Below are 18,910 nucleotides of genomic sequence, written 5' to 3'. Positions count from 1 at the left end.
CCCCGGAAGTCGTTTGCCATGATCCGCACGTCCGACGTCCAGCACATCGAGCAGGCGCCCGTCCGGGGCCCCTCGCCGCTGGACGTCGCGCGCCGCATCCTGGCCGGCTTCGACCGCCACTACGCGCTGTTCCGCTACAGCGCGCAGCGCGCCAAGGCGCTGTTCGAATCGGGCGACTGGCACGGCATCCAGCACCTGTCGCGCGAGCGCATCGAGTACTACGACATGCGGGTGCGCGAATGCGCCAGCCAGCTCGAAGGCGTGCTGCGCGGCCGGCCCGAGGGCGCCGTCGGCGCCCATGCCCCCAATGGCGTGAACGGCGCCGCGCTGACGGATGCGCAGACCGCCTACTGGCAGCAGATCAAGCAGGAATTCGTCGGCCTGCTGGGCGAGCACCGCCAGCCCGAATGCGCCGAGACCTTCTTCAACTCGGTGTCATGCCGGCTGCTGCACCGCGACTATTTCCACAACGATTTCCTGTTCGTGCGGCCGGCCGTGGCCACCGACTACCTGGACAGCCGCATGCCGTCGTACCGGGTCTACTACCCGGTGACCGAGGGCCTGCACAAAAGCCTCATCCGCATGGTGGCCGACTTCGGCCTGGCGCTGCCGTTCGAGGACCTGCCGCGCGACACCCGCCTGCTGGCGCGCGCCGCCATCGGCCAACTGCGCCGGCAGTTGCCGCGCCACGTCGGCCGTCGCATCGCCAGCGACTGCCAGGTGCATGCGCTGGGTTCGCTGTTCTTTCGCAACAAGGGCGCCTACATCGTCGGCCGCCTGATCAACCAGGGCACCGTCTACCCCTTCGCCGTGGCGCTCACGCGCAACCCGGCCGGGCAGGTGAACCTGGACGCGCTGCTGCTGGGCGCGGACGACCTGAGCACGCTGTTCAGCTTCACGCGCGCGTATTTCCTGGTGGACATGGAGACGCCCGCCGCGGTGGTCAACTTCCTGGCCAGCCTGTTGCCGCGCAAGCCCAAGGCCGAGCTGTACACCATGATCGGCCTGCAGAAGCAGGGCAAGACGCTGTTCTACCGCGATTTCCTGCACCACCTGGCGCATTCGCGCGACGCCTTCGACATCGCGCCCGGCATCAAGGGCATGGTGATGTGCGTGTTCACGCTGCCGTCCTATCCCTATGTGTTCAAGCTGATCAAGGACCGCATCGATAAGGACGGCATGGACCACGCCACCGTGCGGCGCAAGTACCAGATGGTCAAGCTGCACGACCGCGTCGGCCGCATGGCCGACACCTGGGAATACTCGCAGGTGGCGCTGCCGCGCGCCCGCTTCGCGCCGCGGCTGCTGGACGAACTGCGGCGCCTGGTGCCCAGCCTGATCGAGGAAACCGGGGACACGGTGGTCATCCGCCACGTCTACATCGAGCGGCGCATGACGCCGCTGAACCTGTACCTGAGCCAGGCGCCCGATGCGCTGCTGGAGCCGGCCGTGCGCGAATACGGCGACGCCATCCGCCAGTTGGCCGCCGCCAATATCTTCCCCGGCGACATGCTCTACAAGAACTTCGGCGTGACGCGGCTGGGCCGGGTCGTGTTCTACGACTACGACGAAATCCAGCGCATGACCGAAATGAATTTCCGACGGATTCCGCCCGCCCCCAATGAAGAGGCGGAAATGGCGTCGGAACCTTGGTACGCGGTCGGACCGAACGACGTCTTCCCCGAGGAGTTCGGCCGTTTCCTGCTGGGCGACGCGCGCGTACGCGGCGCCTTTCTGCGCCACCACGCCGACCTGCTGGAACCGGAATGGTGGCAGGCCTGTCGCGCCCACGTGGCGCAAGGCCGGATCGAAGAATTTTTCCCTTACGATACGGACAGGCGCCTGCGCCCGGCACCCGCCGGCGCGGCCTCGTAAGCAGACGCTGTCCCGACCCTCACAGGAGCTAGTCATGTCAGATCCCATCGTTATCGTTTCCGTCGCCCGCACGCCCATGGGCGGCATGCTCGGCAGCCTGTCCGGCCTGGCCGCGCACGAACTCGGCTCGATCGCCATCAAGGCCGCCGTCGAGCGCGCCGGCGTCAAGCCCGAACAGATCGAAGAAGTCATCATGGGCAACGTGCTGCAGGCCGGCCAGGGCCAGGCGCCCGCTCGCCAGGCCGCGCTGGGCGCGGGCCTGCCGCTGGGCGTGGCGTGCACCACCATCCACAAGGTGTGCGGTTCGGGCCTGAAGGCCGCCATGTTCGGCCACGACCTGCTGGCCGCGGGCTCGGCCAACATCGTCGTCGCCGGTGGCCAGGAAAGCATGAGCAACGCGCCCTACCTGCTGCTCAAGGGCCGCCAGGGCTACCGCTACGGCCACAACACCGTGTACGACCACATGGCGCTGGACGGCCTGGAAGACGCCTACGACAAGGGCAAGGCCATGGGCGTGTTCGCCGAGGACTGCGCCGCCAAGTATTCGTTCACCCGCGAGCAGCAGGATGCGTTCTCGCTGGAATCGCTGCGCCGCGCCCGCGCCGCCACCGAGGACGGCAGCTTCAAGTGGGAAATCACCCCGGTCACGGTCGCCGGCCGCAAGGGCGACACCGTGATCGACACCGACGAGGCCCCCACCAAGGCCATGCCGGAAAAGATCCCGACGCTCAAGCCCGCGTTCAAGAAGGACGGCACCGTCACCGCCGCCAACTCGTCGTCGATCTCCGATGGCGCCGCCGCCATGGTGCTGATGCGCGCCTCCACCGCCGAGAAGCTCGGCGTCAAGCCGCTGGCCCGCATCGTGGCGCACAGCCAGCACTCGCAGGAACCGAACTGGTTCACCACCGCCCCCGTTGGCGCCTTGAAGAACCTGTTCGCCAAGACCGGCTGGAAGGCCGAGGACGTGGACCTGTACGAGATCAACGAAGCCTTCGCGGTGGTCACCATGGCCGCCATGGCCGACTTCAAGCTGCCGCATGAAAAGGTCAACATCCACGGCGGCGCCACCGCCCTGGGCCACCCCATCGGCGCCTCCGGTGCGCGCCTGATGACCACGCTGATCGGCGCGCTGCGCAAGACCGGCGGCAAGCGCGGCGTGGCCACGCTGTGCATCGGCGGCGGCGAAGCCGTGGCGATGGCGATCGAGATGGTCTAAATCCGCATGTTCGGGAAGCGGGCCTCGGCCCGCTTCCCGAACCGGATTCCGCTGCGCCTTTCCTGCATGGCAGTGTCCGCGACGGGTCGGTCGCGGGCCGTGCGGGAGAGGCGCAACGAAATCCGGACAAGCAACAAAAATCATCGACAACCATGCCCGGCCCACCGGGCGGCGAGACAAACCGCTCGATTCCGAGCGCCTTCAACATCCCAATCAGCAGGACGGGTGGTACCCCATGCCCATCATCGAATCCCGCATCAATCCGCGGTCGCAGGACTACACCGACAACGCGCGCGCCATGCAGGCGCAACTGGACGACCTGAGCCGGCAACTGGCGCAGACCGCCCTGGGCGGCAGCGAATCGTCGCGCGCCAAGCACGTGGCGCGCGGCAAGCTGCTGCCGCGCGACCGCGTCGAGAACCTGATTGATCCGGGGTCGCCGTTCCTGGAACTGTCGCCGATGGCGGCGCATGGCATGTACGACGGCGAAGCGCCGGGCGCGGGCGTCATCACCGGCATCGGCCGCATCGCCGGCACCGAATGTGTCATCGTCTGCAACGACGCCACCGTCAAGGGCGGCACCTACTATCCGATGACGGTCAAGAAGCACCTGCGCGCGCAGGAGATCGCCGCGCAGAACCGCCTGCCGTGCGTCTACCTGGTCGACTCCGGCGGCGCCAACCTGCCGCAACAGGACGAGGTCTTTCCGGACCGCGAACACTTCGGCCGCATCTTCTACAACCAGGCGCAGATGTCGGCGCAGGGCATCGCGCAGATCGCGGTGGTGATGGGGTCCTGCACCGCCGGCGGCGCCTACGTGCCCGCCATGAGCGACGAGTCCATCATCGTCAAGAACCAGGGCACCATCTTCCTGGGCGGCCCGCCGCTGGTGAAGGCCGCCACCGGCGAGGAAGTCAGCGCCGAGGACCTGGGCGGCGGCGACGTGCACACGCGCCTGTCGGGCGTGGCCGACCACCTGGCGGCCAACGACATGCACGCGCTGCAACTGGCGCGCGGCGCCGTGGCGCGCCTGAACCGCCAGAAGCCCGCGCCGCTGGCCACCGTGCCGGTGCGCGAACCGCGCTACGACCCGGCCGAGCTGAACGGCATCATCCCCGCCGACACGCGCAAGCCGTATGACGTGCGCGAGGTCATCGCGCGCATCGTCGACGGCTCCGAGTTCGACGAATTCAAGGCGCGCTTCGGCCCCACGCTGGTGACGGGCTTTGCCCACATCCACGGCATGCCAGTGGGCATCGTCGCCAACAACGGCATCCTGTTCTCGGAATCGGCGCAGAAGGGCGCGCACTTCATCGAGCTGTGCGCGCAGCGCAAGATCCCGCTGGTGTTCCTGCAGAACATCACCGGCTTCATGGTCGGCCGCAAGTACGAAAACGAAGGCATTGCGCGCCACGGCGCCAAGATGGTGACGGCCGTGGCCACGGCCAACGTGCCCAAGTTCACCGTGCTGATCGGCGGCTCGTTCGGCGCCGGCAACTACGGCATGTGCGGCCGCGCCTACTCGCCGCGCCTCTTGTTCATGTGGCCCAACGCGCGCATCTCGGTGATGGGCGGCGAGCAGGCCGCCAGCGTGCTGGCCACGGTCAAGCGCGACGGCATCGAGGCGCGCGGCGGCCAGTGGTCGGCGGCCGAGGAAGACGCCTTCAAGGCGCCGATCCGCGAGCAGTACGAACGCGAGGGCCATCCGTACTACGCCACCGCGCGGTTGTGGGACGACGGCATCATCGCGCCGGCCGACACGCGCCGCGTGCTGGGGCTGGCGCTGTCGGCGGCGCTGAACGCGCCGATCGAAGACACGCGCTTCGGCGTCTTCCGGATGTAGAGGAAAGCCCACCCCCTACGCGCTGCGCGCGCCCCCTCAAGGGGGCGACACCGGCGGACCGGCGAAGCCGGATCCGCGGTGTCCCCGATAAGGTCGGCGTGATGCGACGTGTGAGAGCTTCGAATGCATTGCGCTCGTCGCTGCAACGTAGTCAACGAATCATCCCAGTCTGGATAACGCCATGTTCGATACCCTGCTGATTGCCAACCGCGGCGAAATCGCCTGCCGCGTCGCCGCCACCGCCCGCCGCCTGGGCATCCGCACCGTCGCCGTCTATTCCGACGCCGACGCCGACGCCCGCCACGTCGCCGCCTGCGACGTCGCTGTTCACATCGGCGGCCCCGAGCCGCGCGCCAGCTACCTGCGCGCCGACGCCATCCTGCAGGCCGCGCGCGATACCGGCGCCCAAGCCATCCACCCCGGCTACGGCTTCCTGTCGGAAAACGAAGCCTTCGCCGAAGCCGCCGAACAGGCCGGCATCGCCTTCGTCGGCCCGCCGGCCTCGGCCATCGCCGCCATGGGCAGCAAGTCCGCCGCCAAGTCGCTCATGGAAAAGGCCGGCGTGCCGCTGGTGCCCGGCTACCACGGCGACAACCAGGACCCGCAATTCCTCAAGGAACAGGCCGACGCCATCGGCTACCCGGTGCTGATCAAGGCCAGCGCCGGCGGCGGCGGCAAGGGCATGCGCGTGGTCGAATCGACGGGCGCGTTCCTCGATGCGCTGGCCTCGTGCCAGCGCGAGGCCGCCTCCAGCTTCGGCGACGACCGCGTGCTGATCGAACGCTATCTGCAGAAGCCGCGCCATATCGAGATCCAGGTGTTCGCCGACACCCATGGCAACTGCGTCTACCTGTTCGAGCGCGACTGCTCGGTGCAGCGCCGCCACCAGAAGGTGATCGAGGAAGCGCCCGCGCCCGGCATGACCGAGGAACGCCGCCGCGCCATGGGCGAAGCCGCCGTGGCCGCCGCGCGCGCGGTGGGCTACGTGGGCGCCGGCACGGTGGAATTCATCGCCGAGCCCGACGGCCGCTTCTACTTCATGGAAATGAACACGCGCCTGCAGGTCGAGCACCCGGTCACCGAGATGATCACCGGCCACGACCTGGTCGAGTGGCAGTTGCGCGTGGCCGCCGGCCAGCCGCTGCCGGCGCGCCAGGAAGACCTGCGCATCCACGGCCACGCCATCGAGGCCCGCATCTACGCCGAGAACCCCGAGAAAGGCTTCCTGCCGTCGATCGGCACGCTGGCCTACCTGGGCCTGCCGGCCCACGTCGCCTTCGCCAACGGCGATATCCGCGTCGATGGCGGGGTGCGCACCGGCGACACCATCACGCCGTTCTACGACCCCATGATCGCCAAGCTGATCGTGCACGGCGCCGACCGCGACCATGCCCGCGCCCGCATGCTGCAAGCGCTGGCGCAGACCCAGGCGGTGGGGGTGCAGACCAACGTCGCCTTCCTGTCGCGCCTGATGCGCGACAGCGCCTTCGCCGCCGCCGACCTCGACACCGGCCTGATCGAGCGCCAGCGCGCCACGCTGCTGCCCGAGCCGACGCCGGCCGACGCCGCCACGCTGGCGCTGGCCACGGCCGCCGTGCTGGCCAGCCAGGGCCAGGCGCAATCGGCGCCCCACCGCGCCACCCCGGCCGATCCGTGGGACACCCGCGACGGCTGGCGCCTGGGCGGCCGCTATCAGCGCACGTTACAGTGGATCGACAACGGCGAGACCCGTCACGTCACCGTCGTACGCCAGGGCGCCGACTGGACGCTGGACAGCGGCGACGGCGCCCGGCCCTTCGCCTGGCGCGCCGAGGACCACAACGGCCCGGCCCGCGTGCTGCGCATCACCCTGGACGGCCGCGAACGCGCCGGCACCGTGGTGCTGCACGCCGACAAGGCCCACGTCTTCGGCGACGGCGGCGCGCGCGTGCTGGACCTGTACGACCCGCTGGCGCACGCCCAGGACACCCAGGGCGACCACGGCGGCGGCCTGACCGCCCCCATGCCGGGCAAGATCATCTCCATCGCCGTCAAGGCCGGCGACAGCGTCGCCAAGGGCCAGCCGCTGCTGGTGATGGAGGCCATGAAGATGGAGCACACCATCTCCGCGCCGGCCGACGGCAAGGTCGAGGAACTGTTCTACGCGGTGGGCGACCAGGTGACGGAAGGCGCGGAACTGGTGTCGATCGGCGCCTGAAGCGGCCCCGCTCCCACGGCGCGCAAGACCCCACGGCCGGCGGGCGCTTTAGTTTGGCGTCAGCCGGCTGTTTATAGAATGCGCATTCCGGCGCCGTCCGCGCGCCTGCCGCGCGTTCCGCCCCGATGCCCGCCCCCGACTCGCCCAGTCCGCTTTACCGACCCGCCTTCCTGCACTTCCTGTTCGCGCGCATCGGCGCGTCGCTGGCCTTCCAGATCGTCTCGGTGGCGGTGGGCTGGCAGATCTACGCGCTGTCGGGCAGCGCGCTCGACCTGGGCCTGATCGGTCTGGCGCAGTTCCTGCCGATGGCGGCGCTGACGCTGGTGGTCGGCCACGTGGCCGACCGCTACGACCGCCGCAAGATCGTCGCCATCTGCATGGCGGTCGAGACCCTCGCCACGCTGCTGCTGGCGATCGCGGCGCTGCACGGCGTCGGCGGCAAGACGCTGATCTACGCCACCCTCATCATCATGAGCTCGGCGCGCGCCTTCGAGGCGCCCACGCTGACCACGCTGATTCCCGCCATCGTGCCGCGCGAATGGCTGCCGCGCGCCACCGCGCTGTCGTCCTCCGGCGGCCAGATCGCGCAGATCGCCGGCCCGGCGCTGGGCGGCATCGGCTATGGCCTGGGGGCAGGGTGGATCTACTGCGTGGCGGCGGCGCTGTACCTGTGCGGCTTCGCCTGCATCGCCAGCATGTCGATCGACCGCGCCCCGCCGCGCAGGGAGCCGACCACCTGGCGCACGCTGTTCGCGGGCATCACCTTCATCTTCCAGCGCCGCATTCTGCTGGGCACGCTGTCGCTGGACCTGTTCGCGGTGCTGCTGGGCGGCGCCACGGCGCTGCTGCCGATCTTCGCCAAGGACATTCTCAACGCCGGTCCGTGGGCCCTGGGCGCGCTGCGCGCCGCGCCGGCCTGTGGCGCCATGCTGATGTCGCTGACGCTGGCGCGGCTGAGCCTGGGCGAGCACGTCGGCCGCCTGCTGTTCGGCGCGCTGATCCTGTTCGGCCTGGCCACCACCGTGTTCGGCCTGTCGACCTCGATCCCGCTGTCGGTGGGCGCGCTGGTGGTGCTGGGCGCGGCCGACGCCATCAGCGTGGTGGTGCGCTCGTCGCTGGTGCAGCTGAACACGCCCGACCACATGCTGGGCCGCGTCAGCGCGGTCAACACGCTGTTCGTCGGCGCCTCGAACCAGTTGGGGGAATTCGAGTCCGGCGTGATGGCGGCGCTGCTGGGCGCGGTGCCGGCGGTGGTGGTGGGCGGCCTGGGCACGATTGCGGTGGCGGGGCTGTGGATGCACTGGTTCCCGGAGCTGCGCAGGCTGCGTTCGCTGCATCCCGAAACCGAACCGGCCTGACGCTGCCTGCAGCGCCCGGCAAACCGCGATTGTTGCTGGGCGAAATTTTGTTGCGACGCAACTTTACCCTCGCGGCGGGCCTGCCTATCTTGTGACCATGTTCAGCCAACGGGTCCTGCCGCTGCCATGTCTACACCGGATACCAGCCTTGTTTCCGCGACGAAAAAGGTCTGCCGCGTCCTCGCCAGCCTGTCGAACCGGCGCGTCCAGCGCCTGACCGACATCGCCCAGGCAGCGCAGTTGGACGTGTCCACCGCGCTGCGCATCCTGAAGGACCTGGAGGCCGAGGGTTTCGTGGAGCGAGACCCGGTCAGCAAGCACTACATGCTTGGTCCGCAGGTCTATGCCATGCACCATGCCATGGTCGACGGCCTCGATCTGCGCGCCCTGGCGCGGCCAGCGCTGATCCGCCTGGCGCGCAAGTTCGGCGACACCGTCATCCTGTCGATGCCAACCGGCTGGGAATCGGTCTGCCTGGACCTGTGCTTCGGCAACTATCCGATCCGCGCCAACTACCTGGAGGTCGGCAGCCGCCGTCCGCTTGGCATCGGCGCCGGCAGCCTGGCGCTGCTGGCGGCCATGGACGAGAGCGAAACCCAGGCGGTGCTGCCGCCGGTGCACCAGCGGTTGCAGGAACGCTACCCGCGCTATCCCGTGCGGCTGCTGGAACAGATGACGGCGCGCGCCCGCGAGCTCGGCCACGCCATGCTGCTGGACGTGGTGGTGGAAAAGATGGGGGGCCTGGGCGTGGCCGTACGCGGCCCCAGCGGCCGCGCCATCGCCGCGCTGAGCGTGGCCGCCTTGAGCGAGCGGGTCGAATCGCGCGAACAGGAACTGGCCCAGGCGCTGGCGGCCGAAGCCCGCGCCATCGAACGCGCCTGGATGCCCCATGCCTGATCTTCACCACGCCTGCCTGCTGGCCGCGGCCACCACGCGCTTCGGCCGCCACGAGGGCCGCTCGGCCCTGGACCTGATGGCCGAGGCCGCCAACGCCGCGCTGGCGCAGTCCGGCCTGCGGCGCGCCGATATCGACGGCGTGCTGTGCGGCTACGCCACCACCTTTCCGCACCTGATGCTGGCCACGCTGCTCAGCGAAAAGCTGGGCCTGGACCCGCGCTACGCCCACGGCATGCAGATGGGCGGCGCCACCGGCGCGGCCATGGTGATGCTGGCGCGCGAACTGGTGCGCGCCGGCCGCTGCCGCCGCGTGCTGGTGGTGGCGGGCGAGAACCGCCTGACCGGCCAGGCCGTCGACGCCTCCATCCAGACACTGGCGCAGGTTGGCGAAGCCGATACCGAGGTGCCCAACGGCGCGTCGGTGCCGGCCTATTACGCGCTGCTGGCCTCCGCCTACATGCACCGGACCGGCACCCGCCGCGAGGACCTGGCCGAGCTCGCCGCGTTGATGCGCCGCCACGCCGCCAGCCACCCCCATGCGCACCTGAACGAAGCCATCAGCGTGGACCAGGTGCTGGCGTCCCGGCCCATCGCCACGCCGCTGCACCTGCTGGACTGCTGCCCGATTTCCGACGGCGCGGTGGCGCTGGTGGTCGGCGCCGACGAAGGGCCGGTGCGCATCAGCGGCGCGGGGCAGGCGCATCGCCACCAGCACCTGTCGGCGCTGCGCGACATTCTCGACACCGGCGCGGCGCGCGCGCTCGGCCAGGCCTATGCCGACGCCGGCATCGGCCCGGACCAGGTCGACTACCTGGGCATCTACGATTCCTTCACCATCACGCTGGCCATGCTGCTGGAAGAACTGGGCTTCGCGCCGCGCGGCGGCGCGGCGGATCGCGTGCGGCGCGGCGACTTCGACGCCGCCGGGCCGCTGCCGCTCAACACCCATGGGGGCCTGCTGTCGTTCGGGCATTCCGGCGTGGCCGGCGGCATGGCGCACGTGGCCGAGGCCTGGACGCAGTTGGCGGGCCAGGCCGGATCGCGGCAGGCGGGCGCGCCGCGCTGCGCGCTGGTGCATGCGGACGGCGGCGTGCTGTCCGCCCACGTCAGCCTGGTGCTGCAGGCGGAGGGCCATCGATGAACACCCGCGATCCGCTGGAATTGCAGCGTTGCGAGGATTGCGGCGCCTGGTGGGCGCTGCGCCCCTACGCCTGCGCCCATTGCGGCGGCACCCATCTGCCATGGCGGCGCGGCAGCGGCGCGGGCGTAGTGCTGGCGCGCACCGAGATCCACCGCGCGCCCGACGCCTTCTGGCGCGCGCACGTGCCCTACGTGCTGGTGCTGGTGCGCCTGGAAGAGGGCGCGGTGCTGATGGGCCATGCCGACGCCGGCATCGCCATCGGCCAGCAGGTCATGGGCCGCGCGATCACGATCGACGGCCGCGCATTGCTCGGTTTCGAGGCGCGCCGGCCGCCTTGAAGCGCCGCCGGCAACACCATCCCCAGCAAAACAACATATCCGCACGACGGAGGAGACAATCATGCGCGCAATCGCAGCATGCCGCACGGCCCTGGCCGCGCTTTCCCTGGTGGCAGCCGCCGCCTCGGCCGCCCAGGACTGGCCGACCAAACCCATCACCCTGGTGGTGCCGTACCCGCCGGGCGGGCCCACCGACATCGTGGCCCGCGTGGTCGCGCAGGGCCTGGGCGACGAACTCAAGCAGACCATCATCGTCGACAACCGCTCCGGCGCCGGCGGCAACATCGGCGCCGACATGGTGGCCAAGGCCGCGCCCGACGGCTACACGCTGCTGCTGGCGACCACGGCCCACGCCATCAACATGTCGCTGTTCAAGAACCTGAACTACGACACCCGCAAGAGCTTCGCGCCCGTGTCGCTGCTGACCAGCGGCCCGCTGGTGATCGTGACGCGGCCGGACCTGCCCGCCGGCAACGTGCGCGAGCTGATCGCGCTGGCCAAGTCCACGCCGGGCAAGCTGACCTTCGCCTCGTCGGGCAACGGCCAGTCCACCCACCTGGCGGCCGAACTGTTCGGCGCCATGGCCGGCCTGCGCATGGTGCACGTGCCCTATCGCGGCAGCGCGCCGGCCCTGACAGACGTGATGGGCGGCCAGGCCGACATCATGTTCGACACCATGCTGTCGTCGATGCCCTACGTGAACGGCGGCAAGCTCAAGGCGCTGGCCGTGACCGGCGCAGCGCGCTCGCCCGCCGCGCCCAACGTGCCCACCGTGGCCGAGGCCGGGCTGCCGGGCTACGAAGCCACCGCCTGGAACGGGCTGCTGGCCCCGGCCGGCACGCCGGCATCGGTGGTGGACCGATTGAACGGCGCCCTGCAGAAGGTGCTGGGCCGCGCCGACATCCAGCAGAAATTCGCCGCCCAGGGCTTCGCCCCGGCATGGAAGACGCCTGCCGACACGGCGCGCTTCCTCGATGTCGAGGTCGATAAATGGGCCGGCGTGGTCAAGACTTCCGGCGCCACGGTCAATTGACCGCGCGCGGCCGCCTTCATCCTACCCAGGGGAGTTTCATGGCTTCTGTACCCATCGGCGACGCCAGCCTCGCGCGCCTGCTCGATCCGGCCTCGATCGCGATCGTCGGCGCCTCCGACAATCCCGACAAGATCGGGGGCCGGCCGATCCACTACATGCGGCGCCACGGCTATGCGGGCACGCTGTACCCGATCAACCCGCAACGCGCCGAAGTCCAGGGCGAACGCGCCTGGCCCAGCCTGGCCGCGTTGCCCGCCGCGCCGGACCTGGCGATCGTGGCGGTGGCGGGCGAGCAGGCGTTGCGGGCGGTGGATGACTGCGCCGCGCTGGGCGTGGCGGCGGCCATCGTCATCTCGGCCGGCTTCTCGGAAACCGGTGAGGCCGGGCGCGCCCTGCAGGATGCGATGACGGCGCGCGCCCGCGCCGCCGGCATGCGCATCGTCGGCCCCAACTCGCAGGGCCTGGCCAACTTCGGCAACGGCGCCATCGCCAGCTTCTCCACCATGTTCCTGGAGGTGGCGCCGGGCGACGGGCCGGTGGCGGTCATCAGCCAGAGCGGCGGCATGTGCGCCATGGTCTACGGCCTGCTACGCCAGCGCGGCATCGGCGTGCGCCACGTGCATGCCACCGGTAACGAGGCCGACGTGTCGGTCGCCGAACTGGCCTGCGCGACGCTGCGCGATCCGGAAGTCGGCTGCGTGCTGCTGTACCTGGAATCGCTGCGCGAGGCAGGGCCGCTGGCCGAGGCGGCCGCGCTGGCGCGGGCGCGCGGCGTGCCGCTGATCGTGGTCAAGTCGGGCCGCTCCGAGGCCGGCGCGCGCGCCGCGGCCTCGCATACCGGCGCGCTGGCCAATGAGGACCGCGCGGTGGATGCGTTCTTCGAACACCACGGCATCCTGCGCGCGCGCGATCCGCAGGAACTGGTGCGCTACGCCGAACTGGCCCTGCGCAGCCCCTTGCCGCAAGGCCCGCGCGTGGTGGTGGTCAGCAACTCCGGCGCCAGCTGCGTGCTGGCCTCGGACGCGGCCGCCGAGCGCGGCCTGGAGATCGCGCCGCTGGCCGACGCCACCCAGCAGGCGCTGGCCGAGCGTCTGCCCGGCTATGCCACCACCGTCAACCCCGTGGACATCACCGCCGCGCTGCTGTCGAACAACGGCCTGTTCGGGCAAGTGCTGCCCGTAATCGGCGCCGACCCGGCGGCCGACATGTTCCTGCTCGATATTCCAGTGGCGGGGCGCGGCTACGACGTGGCCTCGTTCGCGGCGGATGCGGCCGGCTTCGCGCAAACCGCCTCCAAACCGGTCGTGGTGGTGGCGTGGCAGGACAACGTGGCCAGCGCATTCCGCGCGCGCGGCCTGCCCGTTTACGCCGACGAGATCCAGGCGATGGATGCCTTGTCGGCGCTGTTGCGCCTGCGGCGGTTGCGCGAACGCGGCCGCATGGCGTCGCCGCCAGCATCGCAAGGCATTGTGGCGGCCGATCCGGCGCCCGAAGCGGCCGGCGGCTTCCTGTCCGAGGCGGCCAGCCTTGCGCTGCTGGCCGATAACGGGCTGGCGGTAATCGAACACGCCGTCTGCCGCACGGCCGACGAGGCCATTGCCGCGTGGCGCCGCATCGGCGCGCCGGTGGCATTGAAGGCCTGCTCGGCGCAACTGCCGCACAAGTCCGAGCACGGGCTGGTGGCGCTGGGCCTGAACGACGAGGCCTCGCTGCGCACGGCTTTTGCCCATCAAGCCCAAACCTTGGGTAAGCTGGACGTGCGCGATGGCGCCTGGCTCGTCGCGCGGATGCAGCGCGGCCTGCAAGAATGCGCGCTGGGCGCGCGCGTTGATCCGGTGCTGGGGCCGGTCGTCATGATCGGCAGCGGCGGCAAATACGTCGAGGCGCTGCGCGACGTGGCGGTGCTGATGCCGCCGTTCGATGCCGCGCAGGTGATCGAGAAGCTGCGCGGCCTGCGCATCGGCACGCTGCTGCAAGGGGTGCGCGGCGATCCGCCGGCCGACGTGCAGGCCCTGGCGCAACAGGCGGTGGCGCTGGGCCGCTACGCCCTGGCGGCCGGTCCGCGCCTGGCGTCGGTCGACATCAACCCGGTGATGGTCGGCGCCGTGGGACAGGGCGCGGTGGCGGTGGATGCGCTGGTGGAACTCAACGCCGCGCGCCAGCCCGCCGCCAGCGAGGCGGCGTAATGCCGCCGGCACACAAACAAAGGAGACGCACCGATGTTTGAAGACCTGAAATCCAAGACCGCGCTGGTCACCGGCGCCTACAGCGGACTGGGCCGCCACTTCGCGCTGCGGCTGGCCGAGGCCGGCGCGCGCGTGGCGCTGTGCGGGCGCCGGACCGAACTGGGCGAAACCCTGGCAACGGAGATCCGCGCGCAGGGCGGCCAGGCCTGCGTCGCGGGCATGGATGTCACCCAACCCGACAGCGTGCTGGCGGCATTCACCCAGGTCGAGCAGGCGCTCGGCCCGGTCGACATCGTCGTCAACAACGCCGGCATCGCCATGACTCGCCCCGCGCTCGACATCAGCGAGGACGAGTGGACCGGCCTGATCGATGTCAACCTGAACGGCGCGTGGCGGGTGGCGCAGTGCGCCGCGCGCCACTTCCACGGCCACGGCCGGCCCGGCGCCATCATCAACATCGCCTCGATCCTGGGCCAGCGCGTGGCCTCGCACGTCGCCGCCTACACCGCCGCCAAGGCCGGCCTGCTGCACCTGACCCGCGCCCTGGCGCTGGAATGGGCGCGCCACGGCATCCGCGTGAACGCGCTGGCGCCCGGCTACATCGGCACCGACCTGAATCGCGACTTCTTCGCCACGCCCGCCGGCGAGGCCCTGGTCAAGCGCATCCCGCAGCGCCGCCTGGGCCGCCCGCAGGACCTGGACGGCCCCTTGCTGCTGCTGGCCTCCGATGCCTCCGCCTACATGACCGGCGCGGTCATCGACGTGGACGGCGGCCACCTGGCCAGCTCGCTCTGAACCCGCATCCCATCCGGAGACCCCGCCATGGATTTTTCGCTGCCCCCCGAACTCGAAGACTACCGCCAGCGCGTGCGCGCCTTCGTCGACCGCGAGCTGATTCCGCTGGAAGCCGACCGCGCCAACTACGACGACCACGAGAACATCGACGCAGCCCTGCTGGACCGCGTGCGCGCCAAGGCCCGCGAGGCCGGCCTGTGGGCCCTGCAGATGCCGCGCAAGCGCGGCGGCCAGGGCCTGCCGATGGTGGGCCTGGCCGCCTGCTATGAAGAAATGAACCGCTCCATCTTCGGCCCGGCCGCCTTCAACGCCGCCGCCCCCGACGACGGCAACATGCGCGTGCTGGCGCAGGTGGCGCGGCCCGACCAGCAGGACCGCTGGCTGCAACCCATCATCGACGGCAAGGTGCGCTCGTCCTTCGTGATGACCGAACCCAGCCCCGGCAGCGGCTCGGACCCGTCAATGATGCGCACCACCGCCACCCGCCAGGGCGACAAATGGCTGATCCATGGCCGCAAGTGGTTCATCACCGGCGCCGGCGCCGCGCAGCATTTCATCCTGATCGCGCGCACTTCGGACGACGCCCGCAAGGGCCTGTCGGCCTTCCTGTTCGACGCCGACCAGCCCGGCTGGCGCATTGTCCGCCGCATCCCCATCATGGGCCCGGAAGAACACGGCGGCCATTGCGAGCTGGAATTCGACGGCCTCGAAATCCCCGACGAGAACCGCCTGATGGAAGTGGGCGACGGCCTCAAGCTGACGCAGATCCGCCTGGGTCCGGCGCGCCTGACGCACTGCATGCGCTGGCTGGGCCTCGCGCGGCGCGCCATGGCGGTGGCGGTGGACTACGTCGGCGAACGCAGCAGCTTTGGCCAGAAGCTGGCCGACCGCGAGGGGGTGCAATGGCTGCTGGGCGACGCCGCCATGCAGATCGAGATCGGCCGACTGCTCACCATGCGCGCCGCCGCGCGGCTGGACCAGGGCGACTTCGCGCGCAAGGAAATCTCCATGGCCAAGATCGTGGTGTCGGAAACCCTGCACAAGGTGGTCGACACCGCGCTGCAGTTGAACGGCGCGCGCGGCTATTCCAAAGACACGCCGCTGGAATGGATCTACCGCTACGCGCGCCAGGCGCGGCTGGTGGACGGCGCCTCCGAAGTGCACAAGATGGTGCTGGCGCGTTACCTGATGGACCAGGGCGATGCGTTCTGGCAGTGGGACGACGCGGACGCCCCGCGCAAGGCGCTGGTATGAGCGCGCCCGATCACGCCACCAACGCCGCCCCCGATTGGCTACCCGCGCTGGCCGCCTACCTGTCGGCGCAGGGCCTGGGCAACGCCAGCGGCCTGCGCGCGCGGGCATTGACGGGCGGCCAGTCCAATCCGACCTACCTGCTGGAAGATGACAGCGGCGCGCGCGTGCTGCGCAAGCAGCCGCCCGGCACGCTGCTGCCCTCGGCCCACGCGATCGACCGCGAGTACCGCGTCATGGCCGCGCTGGCCGGCACCGCCGTGCCCGTGCCGGCCATGCTGCACTACTGCGCCGACCCTTCCATCGTCGGCACGCCGTTCTACCTGATGAGCTATGCGCGCGGCCGCGTCTTCATGGACCCGGCGCTGCCGGGCCTGGCCCCCGCCGAGCGCGCCGCGTTGTATGCCGAGACCGGCCGCGTGCTGGCCGCGCTGCACGCGGTGGAACCGGCCGCCGTCGGGCTCGCGGACTACGGCAAGGCCGGCGACTACTTCGCGCGCCAGGTGGCGCGCTGGACCCGCCAGTACCGCGACACCGAAACCACGTCCATCCCCGCCATGGACGCGCTGATCGACTGGCTGCCGCAGCATCTGCCGCATGACGACCAGACCCGCCTGGTGCACGGCGACTACCGCATCGACAACCTGGTATTCGCGCCCGACGCACCGCGCGCCATCGCGCTGCTGGACTGGGAGCTGTCGACCCTGGGCCATCCGCTGGCGGACCTGGCCTATCACTGCATGTGCTGGCGCATCCCGCCGTCCCTGTGGCGCGGCATCGCCGGCCTGGACCTGGCGGCGCTGGGCATCCCCGGTGAAGCGCAGTTCGTGCGCGCCTATTGCGAGGCGCGCGGCATCGCGCCGCCGCCCAACTGGGATTTCTACCTGGCCTACAGCTTCTTTCGCATCGCCGCCATCCTGCAGGGCGTGTACGCGCGCGCCCGCGCCGGCAACGCCGCCGCCACCGATGCGCTGGAGATGGGCGCGCGCGTCGAACCGCTGGCCGCGCTCGGCTGGCAGGCCGCGCAACGCGAATCCGCACGCCTGGCCACCGCAGGCCACTAGGAGCGCATCATGACCGCATCGCCATCCGCGTCCGACGACACACTGCCCCGCAACGCCGCCAACCACCAGCCCCTGACGCCGCTGGGTTTCCTGGCGTGGGCGGCGGCCGTCTACCCGGAACGCGCCGCGCTGCTGCACGGCAACCATAGCCAGAGCTGGCGCGCCACCTATGACCGTTGCCGCCAGATGGCCGCGGCGCTGGCCGCCTGGGGCGTGCGCCGGGGCGACGTGGTGGCGGTGCTCGCGCCCAACACGCCGGCCCTGTACGAAGCGCACTTCGGCGTGCCGATGGCCGGCGCGGTGCTGAACGCGCTCAACACCCGGCTCGACGCGCGCACGCTGGCGTTCATCCTGGAGCACGGCGGCGCCACCGTGCTGCTGTACGACAGCGAATACGCGCCGCTGGTGCGCGAGGTGCTGGGCCACCTGCGCACACCGCCGCGCACCGTGCGCATCGAAGACAGCGAATACACCGGCCCGCACGGCGACCTGGGCGATGCGGAGTACGAAGCCTGGCTCGCCGCGCAACCGGCCGACGCGCCCTGGGAAGGGCCGCGGGACGAATGGGACAACCTCTGCCTGAACTACACCTCGGGCACCACCGGCAACCCCAAGGGCGTGCTCTATCACCATCGCGGCGCCTACCTGAACGCCACCGGCAACGTGCTGGCCTGCGGCATGCCGCCGCACGCCGTCTACCTGTGGACGCTGCCCATGTTCCACTGCAACGGCTGGTGCTTCCCGTGGACCCTGGCGGCGCTGGCGGGCACCAACGTCTGCCTGCGGCGCGTGGAGCCGGCGGCCATCTTCGAGGCCATCCGCCGCCATCGGGTCGGCTTCTTCTGCGCCGCCCCGGTGGTGCTGAACATGCTGGTCAACGCCCCTGCCAACGTCCGCCACCGCGCCACGCATCGCGTGCAGGCCATGACCGGCGGCGCCGCGCCCCCCGCCGCGATCATCGAAGCGATGGAGCAACTGGGCGTGGGCGTCACCCACCTGTACGGACTGACCGAAACCTACGGCCCGTCGATCGGCTGCGCCTGGCACGACGAATGGGACGACCTGCCGCTGGCCGAGCGCGCCGCGCTCAAGGCCCGCATCGGCGTGCGCAAGCTCAACGTCGAAGCGGTGCAGGTGATGGACGCCGCCATGCGGCCGGTGCCGGCCGACGGCGCCACGCTGGGCGAGATCATGCTGCGCGGCAATACGTTAATGAAGGGCTATCTGCACAACCCCGACGCCACCGCCGACGCCTTCGCCGGCGGCTGGTTCCATTCCGGCGACCTGGCCGTGGTGCATCCCGACGGCTACATCGAGATCAAGGACCGCGCCAAGGACATCATCATCTCGGGCGGCGAAAACATCTCGACCGTGGAAATCGAAAGCGTGCTGTACCGCCACCCGGACGTGCTGGAAGCCGCCGTGGTGGCGCGACCCGACGCGGTGTGGGGCGAAACGCCGTGCGCCTTCGTCACGCTGAAAGAGGGCGCGTCGCGCAGCGCCGACGACCTGATCGCCTACTGCCGCGAACACCTGGCGCGCTTCAAGACGCCGCGCACCGTGGTGTTCGGCGCCCTGCCCAAGACCTCCACCGGCAAGATCCAGAAGTTCGTGCTGCGCGAGCAGGCGGCGGCGCTGGATGACGGCGAGCCTCCCGCATGACGCACAGGGCCGGGCGGTTCACGCCCGCCCGGCGCGATAGCGGCTCGCCGGCGA

14 protein-coding genes are annotated in these 18,910 nt (G+C 70.6%); all 14 read left to right on the top strand.

The annotated features are described in order from the left end of the window. The first annotated feature begins 18 nt into the window (after positions 1–18). Positions 19–1,875 carry a bifunctional isocitrate dehydrogenase kinase/phosphatase gene (gene aceK / locus AAID08_RS00610; RefSeq protein ID WP_395757254.1) on the top strand — a complete coding sequence of 619 codons (1,857 nt, stop codon included), beginning with the start codon at positions 19–21 and terminating at the stop codon, positions 1,873–1,875. 34 nt (positions 1,876–1,909) lie between these two features. Then, a complete protein-coding gene (locus AAID08_RS00605; protein WP_064527688.1) occupies positions 1,910–3,091 on the top strand; it encodes an acetyl-CoA C-acetyltransferase in 1,182 nt (393 codons plus the stop codon). Positions 3,092–3,326: 235 nt separating this feature from the next. Further along, positions 3,327–4,934 carry a carboxyl transferase domain-containing protein gene (locus AAID08_RS00600; RefSeq protein WP_064527690.1) on the top strand — a complete coding sequence of 536 codons (1,608 nt, stop codon included), beginning with the start codon at positions 3,327–3,329 and terminating at the stop codon, positions 4,932–4,934. A 181-nt stretch (positions 4,935–5,115) separates the two neighbouring features. After that, positions 5,116–7,131: an acetyl/propionyl/methylcrotonyl-CoA carboxylase subunit alpha gene (locus AAID08_RS00595; protein ID WP_395757253.1), complete on the top strand. Its 2,016-nt coding sequence runs from the start codon at positions 5,116–5,118 to the stop codon at positions 7,129–7,131. Between the two features lie 125 nt (positions 7,132–7,256). Next, on the top strand, positions 7,257–8,489 hold the full coding sequence (locus tag AAID08_RS00590) for an MFS transporter (RefSeq protein WP_054515622.1): 1,233 nt from the start codon (positions 7,257–7,259) through the stop codon (positions 8,487–8,489). A 126-nt stretch (positions 8,490–8,615) separates the two neighbouring features. Continuing rightward, positions 8,616–9,386 (top strand): IclR family transcriptional regulator, encoded by a 771-nt coding sequence (locus tag AAID08_RS00585; protein ID WP_395757252.1) that lies wholly within the window; start codon positions 8,616–8,618, stop codon positions 9,384–9,386. Further along, on the top strand, positions 9,379–10,527 hold the full coding sequence (locus AAID08_RS00580) for a thiolase family protein (protein WP_395757251.1): 1,149 nt from the start codon (positions 9,379–9,381) through the stop codon (positions 10,525–10,527). The genes AAID08_RS00585 and AAID08_RS00580 overlap by 8 nt, the downstream gene beginning before the upstream one ends. Further along, positions 10,524–10,865, top strand: coding sequence for a Zn-ribbon domain-containing OB-fold protein (locus AAID08_RS00575; RefSeq protein ID WP_395757250.1), 342 nt, complete (start codon positions 10,524–10,526; stop codon positions 10,863–10,865). Before AAID08_RS00580 ends, AAID08_RS00575 begins: the two co-directional genes overlap by 4 nt. Before the next feature lie 61 nt (positions 10,866–10,926). Continuing rightward, positions 10,927–11,898 (top strand): tripartite tricarboxylate transporter substrate binding protein, encoded by a 972-nt coding sequence (locus tag AAID08_RS00570; protein WP_395757249.1) that lies wholly within the window; start codon positions 10,927–10,929, stop codon positions 11,896–11,898. Between the two features lie 38 nt (positions 11,899–11,936). Further along, positions 11,937–14,084 (top strand): acetate--CoA ligase family protein, encoded by a 2,148-nt coding sequence (locus AAID08_RS00565; RefSeq protein ID WP_175167294.1) that lies wholly within the window; start codon positions 11,937–11,939, stop codon positions 14,082–14,084. Positions 14,085–14,117: 33 nt separating this feature from the next. Beyond that, positions 14,118–14,879, top strand: a complete 762-nt coding sequence (locus AAID08_RS00560) for an SDR family NAD(P)-dependent oxidoreductase (protein WP_054515626.1) — start codon at positions 14,118–14,120, stop codon at positions 14,877–14,879. Positions 14,880–14,906: 27 nt separating this feature from the next. Continuing rightward, positions 14,907–16,133 carry an acyl-CoA dehydrogenase family protein gene (locus AAID08_RS00555; RefSeq protein WP_006389424.1) on the top strand — a complete coding sequence of 409 codons (1,227 nt, stop codon included), beginning with the start codon at positions 14,907–14,909 and terminating at the stop codon, positions 16,131–16,133. Next, positions 16,130–17,194: a phosphotransferase family protein gene (locus tag AAID08_RS00550; protein ID WP_395757248.1), complete on the top strand. Its 1,065-nt coding sequence runs from the start codon at positions 16,130–16,132 to the stop codon at positions 17,192–17,194. The genes AAID08_RS00555 and AAID08_RS00550 overlap by 4 nt, the downstream gene beginning before the upstream one ends. Positions 17,195–17,203: 9 nt before the next feature. Beyond that, a complete protein-coding gene (locus AAID08_RS00545) occupies positions 17,204–18,856 on the top strand; it encodes an acyl-CoA synthetase (RefSeq protein ID WP_395757247.1) in 1,653 nt (550 codons plus the stop codon). The last annotated feature ends 54 nt before the right edge of the window (positions 18,857–18,910 follow it).

The sequence above is a fragment of the Achromobacter sp. EB05 genome (genome assembly GCF_044232075.1).
GTDB lineage: Bacteria > Pseudomonadota > Gammaproteobacteria > Burkholderiales > Burkholderiaceae_B > Achromobacter > Achromobacter dolens.
The sequence above is the reverse complement of the archived record's forward strand: the minus strand, read 5'-3'. Positions and strand labels throughout refer to the sequence as shown.

Bases quoted from the DNA above. Each gene is read 5' to 3' on its own strand.
- AAID08_RS00585 (WP_395757252.1), top strand. From the start codon at position 8,616: ATGTCTACACCGGATACCAGCCTTGTTTCCGCGACGAAAAAGGTCTGC.
- AAID08_RS00580 (WP_395757251.1), top strand. From the start codon at position 9,379: ATGCCTGATCTTCACCACGCCTGCCTGCTGGCCGCGGCCACCACGCGC.
- AAID08_RS00590 (WP_054515622.1), top strand. From the start codon at position 7,257: ATGCCCGCCCCCGACTCGCCCAGTCCGCTTTACCGACCCGCCTTCCTG.
- AAID08_RS00595 (WP_395757253.1), top strand. From the start codon at position 5,116: ATGTTCGATACCCTGCTGATTGCCAACCGCGGCGAAATCGCCTGCCGC.
- AAID08_RS00545 (WP_395757247.1), top strand. From the start codon at position 17,204: ATGACCGCATCGCCATCCGCGTCCGACGACACACTGCCCCGCAACGCC.
- aceK (WP_395757254.1), top strand. From the start codon at position 19: ATGATCCGCACGTCCGACGTCCAGCACATCGAGCAGGCGCCCGTCCGG.
- AAID08_RS00570 (WP_395757249.1), top strand. From the start codon at position 10,927: ATGCGCGCAATCGCAGCATGCCGCACGGCCCTGGCCGCGCTTTCCCTG.
- AAID08_RS00565 (WP_175167294.1), top strand. From the start codon at position 11,937: ATGGCTTCTGTACCCATCGGCGACGCCAGCCTCGCGCGCCTGCTCGAT.
- AAID08_RS00555 (WP_006389424.1), top strand. From the start codon at position 14,907: ATGGATTTTTCGCTGCCCCCCGAACTCGAAGACTACCGCCAGCGCGTG.
- AAID08_RS00605 (WP_064527688.1), top strand. From the start codon at position 1,910: ATGTCAGATCCCATCGTTATCGTTTCCGTCGCCCGCACGCCCATGGGC.
- AAID08_RS00560 (WP_054515626.1), top strand. From the start codon at position 14,118: ATGTTTGAAGACCTGAAATCCAAGACCGCGCTGGTCACCGGCGCCTAC.
- AAID08_RS00575 (WP_395757250.1), top strand. From the start codon at position 10,524: ATGAACACCCGCGATCCGCTGGAATTGCAGCGTTGCGAGGATTGCGGC.
- AAID08_RS00550 (WP_395757248.1), top strand. From the start codon at position 16,130: ATGAGCGCGCCCGATCACGCCACCAACGCCGCCCCCGATTGGCTACCC.
- AAID08_RS00600 (WP_064527690.1), top strand. From the start codon at position 3,327: ATGCCCATCATCGAATCCCGCATCAATCCGCGGTCGCAGGACTACACC.